15 protein-coding genes and 1 tRNA gene are annotated in these 19,061 nt (G+C 68.8%); 6 read left to right on the plus strand and 10 right to left on the minus strand.

The annotated features are described in order from the left end of the window. Positions 1–150 precede the first annotated feature (150 nt). The 3 genes from IE88_RS0112970 to IE88_RS16720 all read right to left on the minus strand — a co-directional run bounded on the left by IE88_RS0112970 (position 151) and on the right by IE88_RS16720 (position 5,104). Positions 151–1,548, minus strand: a complete 1,398-nt coding sequence (locus IE88_RS0112970) for a PRC-barrel domain-containing protein (RefSeq protein WP_031555148.1) — start codon at positions 1,546–1,548, stop codon at positions 151–153. A 174-nt stretch (positions 1,549–1,722) separates the two neighbouring features. After that, on the minus strand, positions 1,723–3,246 hold the full coding sequence (gene trpE, locus IE88_RS0112975; protein ID WP_031555150.1) for an anthranilate synthase component I: 1,524 nt from the start codon (positions 3,244–3,246) through the stop codon (positions 1,723–1,725). After that, positions 3,239–5,104, minus strand: a complete 1,866-nt coding sequence (locus tag IE88_RS16720) for a peptidylprolyl isomerase (RefSeq protein WP_036767272.1) — start codon at positions 5,102–5,104, stop codon at positions 3,239–3,241. Before IE88_RS16720 ends, trpE begins: the two co-directional genes overlap by 8 nt. Before the next feature lie 85 nt (positions 5,105–5,189). On the opposite strand from IE88_RS16720, the gene tpiA reads away from it, so the two are divergent. From tpiA to IE88_RS0113010, 6 genes are all read left to right on the plus strand, one after another. After that, positions 5,190–5,900 (plus strand): triose-phosphate isomerase, encoded by a 711-nt coding sequence (gene tpiA, locus IE88_RS0112985; RefSeq protein ID WP_031555152.1) that lies wholly within the window; start codon positions 5,190–5,192, stop codon positions 5,898–5,900. A 167-nt stretch (positions 5,901–6,067) separates the two neighbouring features. Further along, complete coding sequence (locus tag IE88_RS0112990) at positions 6,068–7,186, plus strand: PAS domain-containing protein (protein ID WP_051882175.1); 1,119 nt, start codon at positions 6,068–6,070, stop codon at positions 7,184–7,186. A gap of 108 nt (positions 7,187–7,294) precedes the next feature. After that, complete coding sequence (gene secG, locus IE88_RS17510) at positions 7,295–7,747, plus strand: preprotein translocase subunit SecG (RefSeq protein WP_051882176.1); 453 nt, start codon at positions 7,295–7,297, stop codon at positions 7,745–7,747. Positions 7,748–7,789: 42 nt separating this feature from the next. Further along, positions 7,790–7,865 (plus strand) — tRNA-Val (locus IE88_RS0113000). Between the two features lie 104 nt (positions 7,866–7,969). Next, a complete protein-coding gene (locus IE88_RS0113005) occupies positions 7,970–10,675 on the plus strand; it encodes a cation-translocating P-type ATPase (RefSeq protein ID WP_051882179.1) in 2,706 nt (901 codons plus the stop codon). A 159-nt stretch (positions 10,676–10,834) separates the two neighbouring features. Further along, on the plus strand, positions 10,835–11,257 hold the full coding sequence (locus tag IE88_RS0113010) for a VOC family protein (RefSeq protein WP_031555160.1): 423 nt from the start codon (positions 10,835–10,837) through the stop codon (positions 11,255–11,257). Positions 11,258–11,566: 309 nt separating this feature from the next. Here the strand turns inward: IE88_RS0113010 and ftsZ are convergent, their stop codons facing one another. The 7 genes from ftsZ to IE88_RS0113045 form a co-directional block, all read right to left on the minus strand. Further along, positions 11,567–13,015: a cell division protein FtsZ gene (gene ftsZ, locus IE88_RS0113015; RefSeq protein ID WP_031555162.1), complete on the minus strand. Its 1,449-nt coding sequence runs from the start codon at positions 13,013–13,015 to the stop codon at positions 11,567–11,569. A gap of 172 nt (positions 13,016–13,187) precedes the next feature. After that, positions 13,188–13,814, minus strand: a complete 627-nt coding sequence (locus IE88_RS0113020) for an EF-hand domain-containing protein (protein WP_031555164.1) — start codon at positions 13,812–13,814, stop codon at positions 13,188–13,190. 260 nt (positions 13,815–14,074) lie between these two features. Further along, positions 14,075–14,386: a PRC-barrel domain-containing protein gene (locus IE88_RS0113025; RefSeq protein WP_031555166.1), complete on the minus strand. Its 312-nt coding sequence runs from the start codon at positions 14,384–14,386 to the stop codon at positions 14,075–14,077. After that, positions 14,386–14,907 carry a hypothetical protein gene (locus IE88_RS0113030; RefSeq protein WP_031555167.1) on the minus strand — a complete coding sequence of 174 codons (522 nt, stop codon included), beginning with the start codon at positions 14,905–14,907 and terminating at the stop codon, positions 14,386–14,388. The genes IE88_RS0113025 and IE88_RS0113030 overlap by 1 nt, the downstream gene beginning before the upstream one ends. Before the next feature lie 106 nt (positions 14,908–15,013). Then, entirely contained in the window at positions 15,014–16,174 is a 1,161-nt protein-coding gene (locus tag IE88_RS0113035) for a bifunctional 2-methylcitrate synthase/citrate synthase (protein WP_031555169.1), read from the minus strand. A gap of 138 nt (positions 16,175–16,312) precedes the next feature. Beyond that, entirely contained in the window at positions 16,313–17,299 is a 987-nt protein-coding gene (locus tag IE88_RS0113040) for a PAS domain S-box protein (RefSeq protein ID WP_051882181.1), read from the minus strand. A 106-nt stretch (positions 17,300–17,405) separates the two neighbouring features. Continuing rightward, entirely contained in the window at positions 17,406–18,521 is a 1,116-nt protein-coding gene (locus tag IE88_RS0113045; protein WP_081871670.1) for a replication initiator protein A, read from the minus strand. Between the last annotated feature and the right edge of the window lie 540 nt (positions 18,522–19,061).

Raw genomic sequence — 19,061 nt, forward strand, 5'->3', positions numbered from 1 at the left:
GGCACGCTCCGGCACCCTCGGTCACACACCAAACTGGCGCTCGCGCCGAATGCGGCAAGTGCGAAGAGGCGCTGCGGCGCCGATCGCTCGCGAAACGACGAAGGGCCGCGGCGTTCCCGCCGCGGCCCTCCGTTCAAAGATCGTGAGGTCTCAGTCGATGTCGATCTGTTCGTCGTCGCCCAGATCGAGCCGCGAGGGGATGTCCTGCTCCTCGACCTCTTCGATCGCATCCTCGGTCAGGCCGCGGGCGATGATCTCATCCTCGCCGATGCTCAGGCTCGACAGCGGAAGCGGCACTTCCTTTTCGCCGAGGCCGAGGAAGCCGCCGGCGGTGAGGATCGCATAGACCTGTCCATTGGTCCGCACGAAGCGGCTCAGCGTGCCGAGATCGTCGCCATCGGAGCCGACAACATCCATGCCGGTGAGGTCGCCCACCGTATAGATCGCCACGGCGCCGGCCTGCGAGACAGGCGCCTCGTCCGCATCCATCATGCCCTGGCGCGGCGCGGCGGCCTGTTCGAAGGTCACGCGCGGCTCGCCGACGCGGCGATATTCGACCCGGGGCTCCTCGCCGGCGAGCTCGATCTCGGGCTCGGCATCGACGAAGCGGACGCTGGGCTCCGCCGTCTCGACGGAGATTTCGGGGGCCGCATCGCCGCCCGCCATCTCGACGTTCGGCTCGGCCTCGGTGACATAGACATTCGCATCCGTGCCCGCTTCGGCGCGGGGAACGAGGCGCATGCCGTCGCGCGCTTCGGGGGCGGGCGTGTCCTGGCGGCTGAAGCGGGTCTCGACCTCGCCGTCTTCGGCACCGGCGACGGCCTGGAGGTCGAGATCGACGAGCGGATCGGGCACGGCCACGCGGATGCGGGGTTCGGGCTGGCGCACTTCGACCTGGGGCGGGTTCGTCTCCACGTTCACGTCCGGGTCGGGCATGGTGATGACGATCTCGGGCGCGTCCTGCTCGATCGTGATGATCGGCTGGGGCATCTCGACCCGGATGCGCGGCGGCGCCTCGCGCACCACGATCTCGCCCTGGCGGCTGGTGACGGTGACGCGCGGCGCCTGCTCGCGGACCGAGACCTCGGCCGCCTGCTGGTCGACCTCGACCGTGGGCACGCCGCTGGCGACGTCGACGACGCCCTGCACGGTGACCGTCTCCTCGATCTGGACCTCTTCCTGCACGCGGCGGGTCGCGGTCTCGGTCTCCCGCTCGACGTCGCGGACGATCTCCTCCTCGTCCTCCTGGACGAGCATCTCCGCCTCTGCCTCGTCCTCGTCCTCGGTCTGGAGGAGGCTCGCCTCGCGTTGCAGGCGCTGGAGGGCGCGTTCGCAGCCCGGCGCCTCGTTCTCCTCGATCAGCGCCACGATCTCGGGCTCGTCGTCGAGCACGTAGTCGTCGGACTCGTCCACGAAGATATAGAGGTCGACGCATTCGTCGACGGGCTCTGGCGCGGTGTCCTGCGCGGCTGCGATGCCGGGGGCGGCCAGCAGGCTGGCGCCGAGCAGGAGCGCGGTGCGGGTGTGGAATTCTGTCTTGCGGATCATGTCATCCCCTCGCCGAAGCATTGCCGGGCGTCGGTGCGCCCGCTTGCTTCGGGTAACGCCCGGGCAGGACGATCGTTCCACGGCCAAGGGGGTGCCGGCAGCATCCCGCACCCATAGCGGGCGAGGGGCGCGCCGCGCTCCCGCAAAGGGTGCGCGGCGAGCGGGTGCGCGTCCTCACCCGACGGCCCGCTTCACCGCCTCCATCAGCGCGCCGGCCTTGGCCAGGCATTCGCGGTGCTCCGCCTCGGGCACCGAATCCACCACGATCCCGGCGCCCGCCTGGACGTGGATCCTGCCTTCCGCCGCGACCGCCATGCGCAGGCCGATGCAGGTGTCGATGCCGCCATCGGCGCCGAAATAGCCGATGCAGCCGCCATAGGGGCCGCGGCTGACGGGTTCCAGCTCGTCGATGATCTGCATGGCGCGGATCTTGGGCGCGCCCGTCAGCGTGCCCGCGGGAAAGCCCGCGGCAAGCGCGTCGAGGGGGCGGAGGTCTTTGCGCAAACGCCCCGTCACGTTCGAGACGATATGCATGACATGGCTGTAGCGCTCGATCGCGAAGGTCTCGGTCGGGCGGACGCTGCCGATCTCGGCGGCGCGGCCGACATCGTTCCGGCCGAGATCGAGAAGCATCAGGTGCTCGGCGCGTTCCTTGGGGTCGGCGAGAAGTTCGGCCTCCAGCGCCTCGTCCTCTTCCTTCGTCTTCCCGCGCGGCCGGGTACCGGCGATGGGCCTGATCGTGACGTCGCCGTTCCGGACCCGAACCAGGATCTCGGGGCTCGCGCCCAGAAGGCTGACGGGCCGGAAATTGAGGTAGAAGAGGAAGGGCGAGGGGTTGAGGCGGCGCAGCTGGCGGTACACGAAGAAGGGATCGCCCGAATAGTCCGCCGAGAAGCGCTGGCTGAGCACGACCTGGAAGATGTCGCCCGCGCGTATGTACTCCTTGGCCCGCTCGGCGAGGGCGCAATACGCCTCCGGCGCCATGTTGGACGTGAATTCGGGCTCGGGGCCGCCTTGCGTCGTCGCGGCGGCCTCCGCCGGAAGGGGCGTGGCGAGCGCGGTCAGGCCTTCGTCCAGCCGCGCGCCCGCCGCCTCGTAGGCCTCTTCCGCGCTCACGCCCGCTGCGGGCCTTACGGGGGTGACGAGGATCACCTCGCGCTTGACGTTGTCGAAGGTCGCAAGAAGCGTCGGGCGGACGAAATAGCCGTCGGGCAGGCCCAGCTCGTCATCGGGCCGGTTCGGCAGGCGCTCGACCAGCCGCACGAAGTCATAGCCGAAATAGCCGAACACCCCGGCGGCCATGGGCGGCAGGCGGTGCTGCGTCTCGGGGTCGAGCGGGATCTCGGACTCGGTCAGCAGGCGGTCCAGCGAGGCGCGGGTGGGCAGGTCCTCGGCCGCGAAGGCGCAAGGATCGCTCTGCGGCGTGCGGTTGATCTCGGCTTGCTCGCCGGAGGCGCGCCAGACGAGGTCGGGGCGCGAGCCGATGGTGGAATAGCGCCCGAGCTGCTCTCCGCCTTCGACGGATTCGAGGAGGAAGGTGTCCGCCTCGCCGCGCGAAAGCTTGAGATAGGCCGAGACCGGCGTGTCGAGATCGCCCGCCACGCGCCGCCAGACGAGTTGGGGTTTTCCCGCCCGATAGGCGCTCGCGAAATCTTCATAGGCGGGCTGCGGCGCGAGGAAGCCGTCCGTGTCAGCCATCGGAGAACTGCTGCTGGATCACCGCCTCGTTGCGGCGCACGCCCTCTTCGGCCTGAAGCGCCTGGAGATAGCGCTGGACGAGTTCCTGGCTGAGCTCCTGGCCGAGCTGGCCCCGATAGCTCGTCGCCAGAGCGGCGGCGCGCGGATCGCTGCCGAAGCGGATCTCGTCGACCATGGCGACCAGCGCCTCGTTCCCCTGCGGCTGGGGCTCTGTGACCAGAGTGCCGAGGCGGGCGGAGAAGAGCTCGGGCAGGAAGGCGGGCGGCAGGCCGCTTTCGCCGTCCGCGGCCGAGACCGTGCGGGTCTCGACCTCGGCGCCCGCGGCCTCTGCGGCGGCCTCGAAGCTTTCGCCCGCTTCCAGACGCTCCTCGAAGCCGGCGACGGCGCGGGTGAGGGCGGTCCTCTGCGCCTCTTCGGCGTAATCGGCGCGGACCTCGGCCTCGACCGCCTCGAAGGGGCGGGTCGCGGCGGGCGTCACCCGGTCGAGCGCGACGAAGGCATAGCCCGGCTGGTCGAGTTCCACCGCCTCGGATTCATCGCCTTCGGACAGGGTGAAGGCGGTGCGGGCGACGGCGCCGGGCACGTCCTCGATCGCGCCTTCGGGCGTGAAGAGGTCCCGGTCGACCGGGCCGTAGCTTTCGGGCGCGGGCAGCCCCGCGGCCTCGGCGGCCTCTTCGAGGGTCGCGCCGCTGTCGCGCGCGATCTCGACCGCCTCCACCGTGTCGAGCAGCAGGGTGCGGGCCTCTTCGGCGCGAAGCTCGGCGGCGAGATCCTCGCGCGCCTCCTCGAAGCTCACCTGCGTGCCCGGCGTGATCTGCGTGACCTCCGCCAGCACCGGGCCGACCAGGCCCTGGACGGGGCCTTGCAGCCCCGGCGCCTCGGCCGAGAACACCGCCTCGGCGACGGCATCGTCGACGATGCCGCCCTCGGTGCGGTCCTCGGCCACGGTCACGCTCGCGCCGAGCTCCCGGGCGATGGCGGCGAAGTCTCCTCCGGCCGCGATCCGCTCGCGCGCGGCCTCGGCGGCCTCGGCATCGGGAAAGACCGCCTGGCGATAGCTGCGGGTCTCGGGCTCGCCGAGATAGGCGGCCCGCGCGTCATAAAGCGCCCGGACCTCGTCCTCGGGCACGTCGATCCCCTCCATCAGCGCCTCTTCGGAGACGATCAGGGCGCGGAAGCTGCGCGTCTCGGGGCTGCGATAGCGGGCGGCGTTCTCGGCATAGAAGCTTTGCAGCGCGGCCTCGTCCGCCTCGGGGGCCGCCTCGGCGGGCAGGCGGGCGAGGCGCACCTCGCGCTCTTCGTTCTGGCGCAGGAGGAGGTAGTCGACCAGAGCGCGCGGCGCCCGGGCATTGGTGCCGACCGCCTCGACCAGCTGGCCGCGCACGATGTCCTCGCGAACCTCCTCGCGGAACTGCGCCGGGGTCATCTGGTTCTGCTGGAGGATCAGCTGGAGGACCTGCGCGTCGAACTCGCCGGTCTGCGGGTTCGCGAAGGCGTCCTGATCGCGCAGATAGCGCTGCACCATCTCGTCGGTGGCGACGAGGCCCAGCGCGTCGGCCGCCTCGCCGATCAGGGCGCGGGTGACCAGCCCCTCGATCGTCTGCTCGAGAAGCCCCGCCTCGATCGCCTCGCTGCGGGTGACCGCGCGCTCGTTTTGTGCCTGGACCTGCCGCAGGGCGCGGGAGAACTCGGCCTCGACCTCGCGGGCGGAATAGGCCTCGTCGCCGACGCGCAGCGCGTCCTGGCTGCGGAAATTGTCGAGCTGCGGCACGCCGAAAAAGGCGAAGGCGAGCACGAGCAGGACGACGACGACCCACTTGCCGGGGCCTTCGAGCAGGGAGCGGAAGGAGCTGATCATCGCGGTCTCGGCTGGTCTGCGGCCGACAGGGTTTGGCTAAGCGGCCCGGACTTGGCAAGACCGGCCGAAACGGGAGGATTGCGCAGTGAAGAAGCTGATCGCAGGCAATTGGAAGATGAACGGTCTGGCCGCGGCCGCCGCGGAGATCGAGGCGCTGGGCGCGAAGCTGACCGAGGCCGACAGGGCGAAGGCCGACGTGCTCGTCTGCCCGCCGGCGACGCTCGTTTCGGTTCTCGAACCAAAGGCGCGGGCTGCGGGCATCGCCCTTGGCGGACAGGATTGCCACGAGAAGGAATGCGGCGCGCATACGGGCTGCATCAGCGCCGAGATGCTGGCCGATGCGGGCGCCACCTATGTCATCGTCGGCCATTCCGAGCGCCGCGCGGATTTCGGCGAGACGGATGCGGCCGTGAAGGCGAAGGCGGAAGCGGCGCAGCGCGCGGGCCTGATGCCCATCGTCTGCGTCGGCGAGACCAGGGACGAGCGCGAGGCGGGCCGGGCCGAGGCGGTCGTGCGCGGCCAGCTCGAAGGCTCGCTGCCGGAGGGCGAATTCGTGGTCGCCTATGAACCCGTCTGGGCCATCGGCACGGGCCTCGTGCCCGAAGAGGCCGACATCGCCGCGATGCACCGCTTGATGCGGGAGGTCGCGGGCCCGGGCGTGCGCCTGCTCTATGGCGGCTCGGTCAAGCCGGCCAATGCGAAAGCGATCCTGGGCCTCGACGATGTCGACGGGGCGCTGGTCGGCGGCGCGAGCCTCAAGGCGGAAGATTTCTACGGCATCATCTCGGCGGCCTGAAGCGGTCGGCCCTTGCGGTGCGGGCCAGCGGCGGCCTGCCTGCCCCGGCAAGGGATGCGGAGGCGTTGAAACGGGCCGCCCGCAAGGTAAAGTCCTCGGGGAGAGGGCGCGACGGAGCCGGCCTTGAGGACAGGCGGCCGCCGCTGGCCGGGGGGAGGAGAGAGACCGTGTCGAAGGCCAGCCCACAGACGGTGCGTCATGCGCTCGACCGCGCATCGGTCGGTATCGTGATCACGGACCCTACCCAGGACGACAATCCGATCGTCTACGTCAATCAGGGCTTCGTCAGCCTGACCGAATACAGCCGGGAATACGCGATGGGGCGGAATTGCCGCTTCCTGCAGGGCGAGAACACGGACGAGCGCGACATAGAGCGCATTCATGAAGGGCTCGCGGCACGACGCGAATTCGATGTCCGCATCCTCAACTACAAGGCCGACGGCACCCCGTTCCGGAACCAGGTCCTGATCTCGCCGGTCGAGGACGAGAACGGATCGCTGACGGCATTCTTCGCCGTCCAGCGCGCGGTGGCGGACGAGCCGGACGGGGAGGAAGAGGAGACCGGCGGAGGAAGCCGGCCGGAGCATTCCACGCCCTCCGTCGTCATGCTGCGCGAATTGCAGCACCGCGTGAAGAACCACCTCGCCATGGTCGTCAGCCTGATCAGGCTGCATGCGACGCGGGAGCTGACGCAGGAGTCCTTCAACGCGCTGGCGCATCGCGTGGAGGCCCTCGCTCTTCTTTATGATGCCATGCTCGCCCCGGGCGACGAGGACGACACCGAGACCGTCGCGGCAGGCGCCTATCTGAGCCGCGTGGCGAATGTCGTGGGCAGTATTAGCGGGCGACCCGACGTCAGGATGAAGATCGACTGCCAGAGCGTCAGGCTCTCGGTCAATGCGGCCGGGCGCCTGGGCCTCCTCCTGACCGAGCTGCTGACGAACACGTTCGAACATGCCTTCGAGGGGCGCGGGGAAGGCTTGGTGACGGTGCGCTTCCAGCGCCTGGACAGCGGCACGGCGCGGTTGATCGTCGAGGATAACGGCATCGGCCTGCCGGAGGGCAGCGACTGGCCATATGCCTCTGCCTCGATCCCGGAGCAGCAGGGCCGCGCCGAAGAGGAGGGCGGCAGCCTCGATACCACGAGCGCGGGCGGCAATTCGGGCCTCGGCGGCAGTATCGTCCTCGGCCTGACGAAAGTGCTCGGCGCGACGCTCGACGTGCGCTCCGGCCCCGAAGGCACGCGCATCGCCATCGACCTGGACGAGGACGGCGTGCCCTCCTGAAGCCAGGGACGGGCCGGTCCGCCCCGCCTTGCGCGAAAGCGTTCCAGCCCGTAACAGGCGTCCGCTTGGCCCTTCGGGCGCCTCCCACGCAGAATCCCAGGCTCCGCCATGACCGCCATCCTTCTCGCCATCCACACGATCATCGTGATCGCCCTCATCGGCGTCGTGCTGCTGCAGCGCTCCGAAGGCGGCGCGCTCGGCATGAGCGGCGGGGGCGGCGGCTTCATGTCGGGGCGCGGCGCGGCCAATGCGCTGACCCGCACCACGACGGCGCTCGGCGGCCTGTTCTTCGCGACCTCCCTCGCCCTCGCCCTCACCGCCGACCGGGGCGTCGATCAGGACGAGATCTTCCGCGACCTGACCGGCGAGGACGGCACGAGCCGCGCCATCGATGCTGGCGATCTGCGCCAGGAGGACGTGCTCGACGTCTTCGGCACGGACGATCCCGAAGTGCAGGAAGCCCCGGCCCTGCCCGACGAGGCCGGCGCGCCCGAAGCGGCGGTTCCCGATCTCGACGATGCGGGGCTCGAGCCCGAGGGCGCCGCGCCCGAAGGCGAGTAAGCCTTGAACACCTTCCCCCTCGCGGCGTAACGCGAGGGCTTGGGGCGGTTAGCTCAGCTGGTAGAGCGTCTCGTTTACACCGAGGATGTCGGCGGTTCGAACCCGTCACCGCCCACCACCCCCCTCCTGAAGGGCCGCTTCATGCCGCCCCGCGATTGCGCCCGGCGGCATGATCGGAGAGCATCCGCGCGACCGCATTCGAGGTGACGGCGGGAGGCGCCGGTGGACGCAAGGCAGACCCCTCACGAGCGCGAGAACGCGTTCCTCGCCGGGGAGGCGGCGGGGCCGGAGCGGGCCTGGCACGCTCTGTCCGCCGAAGACGCCCTCGCGGAGCTGAAGAGCCGCGAGACCGGCCTGACCGCGACCGAAGCGGCCGAACGCGCGAAGCGGTTCGGGCCGAACGCGCTTCCCGCGCCTCCCGCCACGCCGGCCTGGCGGCGCTTCGCGGCGCAGTTCCGCAACGCGCTCATCTATTTCCTGCTGGCCGCGGCCGGCGCGGCCTTCGTCCTGGACCACGTCGTCGATGCCGTGGTGATCCTGTTCGTGGTCCTCGTGAACGCCGTGGTCGGCTTCGTTCAGGAAGGCCGCGCCGAGAAGGCGCTGGCGGGCATGGACGAGCTCGTCTCGCCCGAGGCCATCTGTCTTCGCGGCGAGGAGAGGCACGCGGTCCCCGTCGCCGATCTCGTTCCCGGCGACATCGTCATCATCGAGGCGGGCGACCGCGTCCCCGCCGATCTGCGCCTCATCAAGGCGCGCGGCCTCGCCATCGAGGAGGCCGCCCTGACCGGCGAGGCCGTCGCCGCCGAGAAGGATGCGGCGCCGGTGCCCGCCGAGGCGGCGCTCGCCGACAGGACCGCCCTCGCCTATTCGGGAACGCTCGTCACCCGGGGCCGGGGCACGGGCGTGGTCGTCGCCACGGGCACGGCGACCGAGATCGGCAAGATCAGCGGCATGCTGCGATCCGTGCCCAGGCTGGTCACGCCGCTCCTTCGCCAGATCGACCGCTTCGGCCGGTGGCTGACGCTCATCATCGGCCTGTTCGGCGCCGCGCTCTTCGCCTTCGCCGTCCATCTGCGCGGCTTTGGCTGGGTCGAGGCGCTGATCGCCGTGGTCGCCGTCGCCGTGGGCGCGATTCCCGAGGGCCTGCCGGCGGTCATCACCATCACCCTCGCCATCGGCGTACAGCGCATGGCCGCGCGCAATGCCGTGATCCGCCGCCTTCCCGCCGTCGAGACGCTGGGCGCGACCAGCGTCATCTGCACCGACAAGACCGGCACGCTGACGCGCAACGAAATGACCGTGGCCCGCCTCCTCACCGGCGAGGAAGAGGTGCCCGTCAGCGGCGGCGGCTATGCACCCGAAGGGGCCCTCGGCATCCCCGAAGGCGGCGAAGCCCGAGCGCGGACAGAGCGCCTCGTCCGCTGCGGCCTGTTGTGCAACGACGCCCGGCTGAAAGAGGAAGACGGCCTGTGGTCCGTCATCGGCGATCCGATGGAGGGCGCGCTTCTCGCGCTGGGCGCAAAGGCCGGCCTGCCGGAGGCGGCGCGGGACTGGCCCCGCCTCGACGAAATCCCCTTCGACGCCGCCTATCGCTATATGGCGACCCTGCATCGAAGCCCAGAAGGGGTGCCGACCGCCTTCATCAAGGGCGCGCCCGAGGCGGTGCTGAGCCTCTGCGCGAATGCCGATATGGGGCCCTGGCAGGACGGTATGGCGCGCGCCGCCGAGCGCGGAGAGCGCCTTCTCGCCTTCGCGATGACCGAGCTGCCGCCCGGCACCGCGCATCTGACGCCGGAGGCGCTTTCCGGCGCGACGATGCTGGGGCTGATGGGCTTCGTCGATCCGCCGCGAGAGGAGGCGAGAACCGCCATCGCCGAGGCCCGCGCGGCGGGCATCGCGGTGAAGATGATCACCGGCGACCACGCGGCGACGGCCACCGCCATCGCCCGCCAGCTCGACCTCGCCGATGCGCCCGAGGCCCTGACCGGCACGCAGATCGAGGCGATGGACGACGACGCGCTGAAGGAGGCCGTGCTGCGGGTGTCGGTCTTCGCCCGCGCCGCGCCGGAGCATAAGCTGCGCATCGTCAGGGCGCTTCAGTCCCACCGCCTCGTCGTGGCGATGACCGGCGACGGCGTGAACGACGCGCCCTCCCTCAAGCAGGCCGATGTCGGCACCGCCATGGGACGCAGCGGCACGGAGGCCGCGCGGGAGGCGGCCGAGATGGTGCTGCTCGACGACAATTTCGCCTCCATCGTCGCCGCCGTGCGGGAGGGGCGGACGGTCTACGAGAACATCCGCAAGGTGATCGCCTGGACCCTGCCCACCAATGGCGGCGAGGCGATCACCATCATCCTGGCGATCCTCCTGGGCTTCACCCTGCCCATGACGGCGACGCAGATCCTGTGGGTGAACCTCGTCACCGCCGTCACGCTGGGCCTCGCCCTCGCCTTCGAGCCCGCAGAGGGAAGCGCCATGACGCGCCCGCCGAGAAAGCGCGACGCGCCGCTCCTCTCGGGCTTCCTCCTCTGGCGGGTGGGGCTGGTGGCGAGCCTGTTCACGGGCGCCGTGCTGCTCGTCTTCTTCTTGGCGCTCGACAGGGGCCGGGACGTCGCGGCCGCGAGGACGCTGGCGGTGAACATGCTGGTCGTCGCCGAGATCTTCTATCTCTTCAATGTCCGCTTCCTGAGCGGCGGGTCGCTGAGCTGGCGCGGCGTCGTGGGAACGCCGGCCGTGCTGATCGCGGTTGGCGCGGTCATCGCAGCGCAGCTCGCCTTCACCTATTTCCCGCCGCTCCAGGCCGTCTTCGACACGAGGCCGGTCGGCCTCGCCGAGGGCGCGGCCATCATCGGCATCGGCGCAGTGCTGTTCACCGTCCTCGAGCTCGAAAAGGCGCTCTTCCGGCGGTTCCGCATTCCGGGGGCGTAGGAGGCGGAAGGGGATCACCGTCGCGCCACGATCTCCGCCCCTTGCTCCACACGGTCCGAATTGCTGGCGGACCCGTCGCCTGCACTCTGTCTGTTGTAAGGACTCACGTCCGGATCGCGGCCCGCGATATCATCGGGCCCAGCAGCCGGAGGCCCTGTCATGACCACGACCATCAAACCCGACCAGGCCGCCTGGTTCTCCGCCTATCTCACCGTCGCGGACATGCAGGAGAGCATCGCGTTCTACCGCGACGCCTTCGGCTTCTCCCTGACGGGCAAGATGGAGGACGAGGAGAAGGGGATCGTGCACACGGAGTGGACCCATCAGGAGCAGGTCATCTTCATGGCCGCGCCCGAAGGTGTGACGGAAGGCGGCGAGAAGGCGCCAGGAGCGATGGGAGGCGTCTGGCCCCTGACCTTCTATGTCTATGTGCCCGACGTCGATGCGCATTACGAGACCGCCAAGGCCGCAGGGGCGAAGGTTGGCGGTCCGCCGAAGGATCAGTTCTGGGGCGACCGCAGCTACGAGGTCGCGGACCCCTCGGGCTATCGCTGGATGTTCGCGACGGCCTCGGCGAACTGAGCGGCTGCGGCACCGCCCTCACCCGGCAGCAGAGTCTCCACCCCTCCGGACATCGGTGACGTGGAGACTGCCTGCCCTCGCGCAGCAGCGCCAACCGTACCGACGCATGGTGGATCACGATCCACCCTACACCCGCTACGCGCCCGCCACCCGCGCACCCCGCTCCCGCGGAGCGAGCGACGTCCAGGAGCGAGCCGGCGCTCCGCGCCGTCGCCGCAGGCGTCAGCCAAAAAAGAAAGAGACCCGGCGCCTGCCCAGCACCGGGTCTCTCCGCTCTGCCCGGAAGGGGCTAGAGCGCCCCTTCGCGTCTTAATTGTGACGGCGCAGGAAGGCGGGGATTTCGAGGTCGTCGCTGCCCTCGCCGAAGACGTTCTTGTCGGCGCGGGGGCGGGACGGGGCGGCGGTCTGCGGCGCCGGGGTCCGGTTGGCGAAGGCGTCCTTCAGCGCGCCGACCGCGGCGTCGAGCGGGCTGCCCTGGCGGCCGGTGCGGAAGGGGTTCGCCCTTTGCTGCGCGGGCTTGAGGTCCTTGCGGATCGGGGTCGCGTCGTCCTCGGTCAGCATGCGGCGGATGCGGTCATGGACGTCGCCGACGGGATTCTCGGCCGGTTGCGGGGCGAAGGCGGCGGGCGCCGGAACTTCCGCTTCGGGCTCGGCCTGGACCGGCGCTTCGGCGACGGGCTGCGGCGCGGGCTCTTCGGCGGGGGCCGGAGCAGGCGTCTCGGCTGCCGGCTGCGCGATCTCGCGGATCACGGCCGGACGGCCGCCGGGAATGCCGGGCGCCGCGCCCTCTTCGGCCGAGCGCTCGATGCCGGTCGCGACGACCGAGACGCGCATCGTGCCCTGGAGCTCCTGGTTGAAGGTCGAGCCGACGATGATGTTGGCGTCCGGGTCGACTTCGGAGCGGATGCGGTTGGCCGCCTCGTCGACTTCGAACAGCTTCATGTCGAGGCCGCCCGTGATGTTGATCAGCACGCCCTTGGCGCCCTGCATGGAGGTCTCGTCCAGGAGCGGGTTGGAGATCGCGGCGGCGGCGGCGGCGCTGGCGCGGTCGTCGCCCGACGCCTCGCCCGTACCCATCATGGCCTTGCCCATTTCGGACATGACCGCGCGGACATCGGCGAAGTCGAGATTGATCAGGCCCGGAACGATCATCAGGTCGGTGATGCCGCGCACGCCCGCATGCAGCACCTCGTCGGCCATGCCGAAGGCGTCCTGGAAGGTGGTGTTCTCGTCGGCGAGGCGGAACAGGTTCTGGTTGGGGATGATCAGCAGCGTATCGACATGGCGCTGCAGCTCCTCGATGCCTTCCTCGGCGATGCGCATGCGGCGCGCGCCTTCGAAGTGGAAGGGCTTGGTGACGACGCCGACCGTCAGGATGCCGAGCTCGCGCGCGGCCTTGGCGATCACCGGCGCGGCGCCCGTGCCCGTGCCGCCGCCCATGCCGGCGGTGATGAAGAGCATGTTCGAGCCCTCGATCAGGCTCATGACCTCGTCGATCGATTCTTCCGCGGCGGCCTCGCCGATCTGGGGCCGCGAGCCGGCGCCGAGCCCTTGCGTCACGCCGGTGCCGAGCTGGAGCTTGTGGCCCGCGCGGTTCAGCGCCACGGCCTGGGCGTCGGTGTTGGCGCAGACGAATTCGACGCCTTCGAGCGAGGCTTCGATCATGTTGTTGACGGCATTGCCGCCGGCGCCGCCCACACCGATCACGGTGATGCGCGGGCTGAGGTCTGCGGGGTCGGCTGTCAGGTTGAGCGGCATGACGATCCTTCGAGGTTCGCGTGTTGGGCAGGTGTCAGGGTTAAAACATCGGACACAGAGGTTAGCGCAGCGTTAACGCCGTTAACCAATCGCGCTTTTTTCGGACGCCCGGGCAAAAAAAGCCCCCGGGACAAGGATCCCGGGGGGCCGGTCCGGACGAGGCGCCAAGGACTCAATAGGTGTCGCGGCCCGCCTTGCGCTGAGCGTATTCGGTCACCTCTTCGCCTTCGAGCACCTCGTCCCCGTTCCGGTCCGCATCGGCGAAATCGGTGCGGCGGGCGTCCTCGAGCTCTTCGAGGGTGAGCGTCCCGTCATCCCCCGCGATCATCGCGAATTTCGCGACGAGATAGTCAGAAGCATCGAGGTCGCTTCGGGGCGCAGGCTCTTCACCCTGAGCCTGCGCCTCCTCGCTCGCCGCCTCTCCCTCGGCGCCGACAGTCGTTTCCATCGCGGTGACGAATTCCTCTCGGGTCAGCTGCTCGTCGCCATCCTTGTCCGCCTCGGCGAATTCGTTGCGGGCCTCGAAAAGAGCGGCCTCCTCGCCGAGGCTCGCCTCGGCCCTTCGCGTTTCCGGCGTCTCGGCGATCTCAGCCGGGATGGTCGGGTCGACCGGCGTGCCGTTCTCCGAAAGGATGCCGGCCTGCGCGGCGCGCGCATCGACGGAGGGAATATCGCCCGCATCCACGGTGGCGGGTGCGACCGGCTGGACGGAGGGGGCCTCCTGCGCCGGCTGTTCCTGCGCGAAGGCGGCGGCGGACAGGGCCAGTGCGGCGGCGGTGGTCATGGCAAGCGTCTTCATCTCGAAACTCCTCCATTCGGCTCGCCCGTTTCGGGGCTCGACAATGAGGTAGGAAGACGTCTTGGCGAAAGATGGCGGTATTTACGATTTGTCCGCCATGTTTGCGGCGAAGATGCCGCGATCTGTTCTTCAACTATTCGATTATACAATTTCCTGTCAGAAACATTGCATTCTGGAAAAGAGAACTGCTCTTGAAGGCCAAACGGAAACGGCCCCCGCAAAGCGGGGGCCGTCCTGCTGAACCGCGATGGCGCGGTGGTTCAGGCGGTGCGGACCGTCTTGGCGTTATAGGTCCGCGCATCCGCCGCGTGCACATGGCCCGCGCCATGGTCGATCACGCGGTCGTCCTGGATTTCCAGCGGCTCGACAGCGACCGTGCGGCCGTCTTCGAGGCGGACGGCGGCGACGCGTTCCGCGCCCTCGTCCACCAGAAGGTCGTCGATCCGGCCGAGCGAGGCGCCGTCGGGCGCGACGAGCGGCATGTTGCGGATGTCCTGATGCCCTTCCTCGAGCTTCCAGCCGGACAGCTCGGAGAACTTCCTGAGATGGGAATGGTCGTGAACTTCAGCCATTACGAACGCTCCTCGATGTCTGCGGTCTGCGCCCAGAGATAGACTTGCGTGCCCCGGGGCATGTCTTCGATGCGTTCGCCGTCGATCATGCCGTTGCGGACCTCGCGCAGCGTGCCGGAGATGTCGATCACCTGGTCGGGGTTGATGTCATAGCGGCCTTCCGTCGGCGTGCCCGGCGTCGGCACCTGATCGAGCACGACGAAGAGTTCGCCGCCCGCATCGTCCATCACGGTGAAGGTGCGGTCGCCGACCACGGGGCCGACATCGACGGCCGTCAGCTCGACCGAGCGGCCGGCGAGGGTCGTGGGATCGGTGGCCGTCTCGATGGTGGTGATGTCGGTGATCGGGCCCGCATCGACATCCGCGACCACGATGGCGTCGCTGTCGACCGTTTCGAGTTCGGCGACCTCGTCGTCGTCACCGCCAAGCCACCAGAACAGCAGGATCAGCACGATCGCCGCCACGATCGCCCAGACCCACCAGGGGACTCCCGACTTCTTGGTTACGGGGATTTCAGCCATGAAGCGTTCCTCTCGTTCTCGCGGCGAATTGCCGCCTCCAGAGAGGAACCGCTGAGCGCGGGAATTGTTCCGTCCGCCGGAAGATTCCCGCTGCTCAGCGCGGATATCACCGCTCTTCGATGGGCAGGAAATCGCGCTGGCTCTCGCCGTTATAGGCCGAGAGCGGGCGGATCAGCTTGTTGTTTGAAAGCTGCTCGATCACATGCGCCGTCCAGCCCGTGATCCGGCTGAGGACGAAGAGCGGCGTGAACATCGGGATCGGGAAGCCCATCAGGTAATAGGCCGGCCCCGCGGGGAAATCGAGATTGGGATAGATGCCCTTCGCCTCGACCATGGTGTCGTCGAGGATGCGCGACATCTCCCAGTATTTGCGCGCCTCGTCCGTGTCGACCGTATCGACCATCTTCTTGAAATAGTCGGTCATGGTCGGCACCCGGCTGTCGCCCGAGCGATAGACCCTGTGGCCGAAGCCCATGATCTTGCGCTTCTCCTTGAGCGCGGTGAGCATCCAGTCGCGCGCCTTGTCCGGCTCGCCGACCTCCTTGAGCATGTGCATCACCGCCTCGTTGGCGCCGCCATGCAGCGGCCCCTTGAGCGCGCCGATCCCGCCGACGCAGGCCGAGTAGATGTCGGAGGTCGTCGAGGCGATCACCCGGGCGGTGAAGGTCGAGGCGTTGAAGCTGTGCTCGGCATAGAGGACCATCGACACATCGAAGCATTTGACGACTTCGGGCGCCGGCACCTCGCCGAAGCACATGTGGAAGAAGTTCTCCGACCATGTGAGGGCGGGGTCGGCCGGAATGGCCTGCGCGCCCTGGCGGTGGCGGTATTCGGCCGCGACCATTTCGGGAAGGCGCGCATACATCCTGAGCGCGATGCGCCGAAGCGCTTCCTCGTCGAACCCGTCTTTCGACATGCCGGAGCCCAGATCGGCCTCGCGGTCTTCCTGGCCCTGATAGCTCAGCGAGGTGCGCACCATGTCCATGGGGTGCGCGTCCTTGTTGAAGGAGGCGATGACGTTTTTGAGGTCGTCGGAGATCCCGCGCTCCTCGCGCTCTTTCCTGCGGAACTCCTCGAGCTGCGCCTTGGTCGGCAGCTCGCCGTTCCAGATCAGATAGGCCGTCTCCTCGAAGCTGCCGCGGGTGGCGAGGTCCTGCACCGCATAGCCCCGATAGGTCAGCGAGTTCGTCTCCGGCACCACCTTAGAGATCGCCGTGTCGTCGGCCAGAACCCCGGCCAGCCCGTAGCGGACGTCACTGTCTGCCATGTCGTTTCCTTTCCCTTGTTGCGCGCGAGCTACCACGCAGGAGCGGCAAGAGGAAAGAAGCCGCTCAGCGGGCAGAAGCGCAGCCTGCGGACAGGGACGGTGGAAGCGGGGCCGCCGTCCGGACCCGAGGCGGAGCCCTCAGACCATCATCCCGCCGCGGCAGACGACGCCCTCCTCCTCGAAAAAGAGGCCCGCATCCTCCCGGCTGCCCATCCGCAGGAGCGGCTCGATCAGCTGCGAGCCGAAGCCCCTGCGGCCAGGCGGCGAGACGGGCGGGCCGCCGCTCTCGCGCCATTCGAAGGTCAGGCAGCCATTCTCGCAGGCCCAGCTGAGGACCACCCGGCCGCGCGGCCCGGACAGCGCGCCGTATTTGGCCGCGTTCGTGCCAAGCTCGTGCAGCATCAGCGCCATCGACACCGCCCTGTGCGCGGGAAGCGCGACATGCGGGCCCTGGGCAGTGAACCGGCCCTCGCAAATCAGGGGATCGATCACGGCATGGGCGAGTTCGTCCATGGGCGCCCCCTTCTGGCCGTCGCCGAACACGACGTCATGGGCGCGCGCCATGGCCTGCAGGCGCTCGTTCAAGCGCTCGGCGAATTCGTCGGCGGTCAGGCCGTCCCGCGGAAGCTGGGCGAGAAGCGAGGTGAGAATCGCGAAGATGTTCTTGAGCCTGTGGCTCAGCTCGTCGCGCAGGAGGCGGACCTGCGCCAGCGCCTCCTCCCGCTCGGTGACGTCGCGCTGCACGGACAGCCAATGGGTGGGCCTGCCGCCGGCGTCGGTGACCGGCGTGATCGACCATTCGAGCTGGAAGGGCGTGCCGTCGGCCTTGTAGTTGGTCGTCTGCGCATTCACCGGCTCGCCCCGCTCGAGCGCTGCCCGCACCCGGTCCAGAACGGCGCGTTCGGTGCCGGGGCCGTGCAGGATACGGGGCGTCTTCCCGATCACCTCTTCGGCCGCGTAGCCGGTCATGTCCTCGAACCCCCGGCTGACCCACTGGATCCGCGGTCCCGGCTCGTCGAGCGGCGCGTATTCGGTCAGGATCATGGCTTCATGCGCCTGATCCATGGCTGATTGCAGAACGCGCCGCACATCGGCCTCGTCCTGGATGCGCCGGTCGGACAGCATCCCCGCCTCCCCTTCATGGAAGGAAGCGCCCGGCCCCACACCCCCTTCATGCCCGAAAGGCAGCTTGAACTATTCGTGATCGGGAGGGAAGGCTTCTTCTTCGTCTTCAGGCCGAGGCCAGCGGATTGTTCCGCGCATAGGTGGTGAAGAAGGCGAGGAAGGCCGCATCCGCATTGCGCGGCGGCTCCTTGTCGGCGCCCCAGCGCTTCCATTCCTCGAGCACGAAATACTTGTCATGCCCGGGAAACATGCGGCCCGCCTTGGTCAGTGTCTCCGGCGAGACGAGGAAATCGGACTCCCGCGCCACCCGCGCTTCGGGCAGGGAGGCCGGCGGCGGCAGAACCTCGGCGCGCGAGGCGCCCCGCGCCGGGCGGCCCTTGGGCGTGAAGAGGACGATGGGCGTGCGCTTGGTGATCTGCGGCTTGAAGCCCTCGGACTGGATCAGCCGCGCGCCGTCGCAATCGGGCACCTCGACGATCTGCACGTCGTATTCCGGGATCGACTGCCGGTCGCAGACATCGCGCAGCGCCGCCTTGAACTTCGCGGTGCGGTCCTCGGAACCGACTTTGCGCTGAAGCTTTTCGAGGCCGACATGGAAGAAGCGCTGCTGGCCGCAATGCACGCGCGCGATCTCGTAGAGGCGCCGCTCGATCGGGCTGAGCGAGAAATAGGAGAGGTCGTAGGTCAGGATCTTCTGATCCTTGATCAGCGCCCGGTAGAGCCAGTCGCACAGGCGGACCTTGACCGCGGTCAGGCGCTTCTTGCCGTTCGCGTCCTTGGAATAGGACATCTTGGCCTCGGAGACCCAGGAGAAATAGCCGTCCTCGCCCTCGCCGCCGGCCTCGATATTGGTCTTGATCTGCGTGCCCTGGAGGCGCTCCAGCGCGCCCTGGATGCGGCTATAGCTGCGCGCCGAGCGGTTCCCCCCGATCACCCGCAGGAAATCATGCGCGGTGAAGGCGTATTCCTGCGAGGGCGTCTCGCAGCGGCGCATCTGCGCGACGAGGAGGCTGGCGATATAGAGCAGGATCTCCTTGTCGTAGATCGTCGCGCAGCCGGTCTGCGACGGCCTCACCTCGATCGTGACATGCTCGTCCTGATAGGTGATCGGCTGCATGCGCCGTCCCTTGGACAGGGCGAAGAAGGGAAAGGCCATGACGGACCGTTCGCCCTTCACCTTGCCGTGCAGCGGGCTGTCGAGTTCGGGCAAGGCGAGCTGCATCGGGCCGTCTCCGTCTTCGTCCCCGTAAACACGAGGGACCGGTTCGTTAACGACCCAAACTGACTCAAGCGGGGCCGGAGTCGAGTCGTCGGAGTCGTGCTTTCGGGGATCCGTCCCCGTAAGCACGAGCCTATGCACCTCTGAGAGGCTCGCGGAGTCCTTAGTTTCCCCCATTTCGAGGCAGACGAGCGGTGATTCGTGCAATCGGGGACGAATCGGCGAGCCGCCCTGCCCCGGAGGCGCGACTCGGTCGTGCTTTCGGGGACTGACCGAGTCCGCGATTCGATCAACCCCGAATCGCGGCGTTCGTTTTGCACCGGGAACGGTTCCGGCCGCCCCGCCGATTCGGTCCTTCAAAGCACGAATGGTCCCGCATCCTTCCCTCACATCCCCCGAAGGGTAACCCCCGCCCGCGCAGCGGGGATTAGATTCCTGGTTAGAAGGGTTAGAGTCGTTAACGGCAGCGGAAGCCGCTGGAATCGCGACTGAATTTCGCGGACGCCGTCCGCGTTGTCACGAAGCGGCATCCGCGATGCCACG

The sequence above is a fragment of the Parvularcula oceani genome (assembly GCF_000733125.1).
GTDB lineage: Bacteria > Pseudomonadota > Alphaproteobacteria > Caulobacterales > Parvularculaceae > Parvularcula > Parvularcula oceani.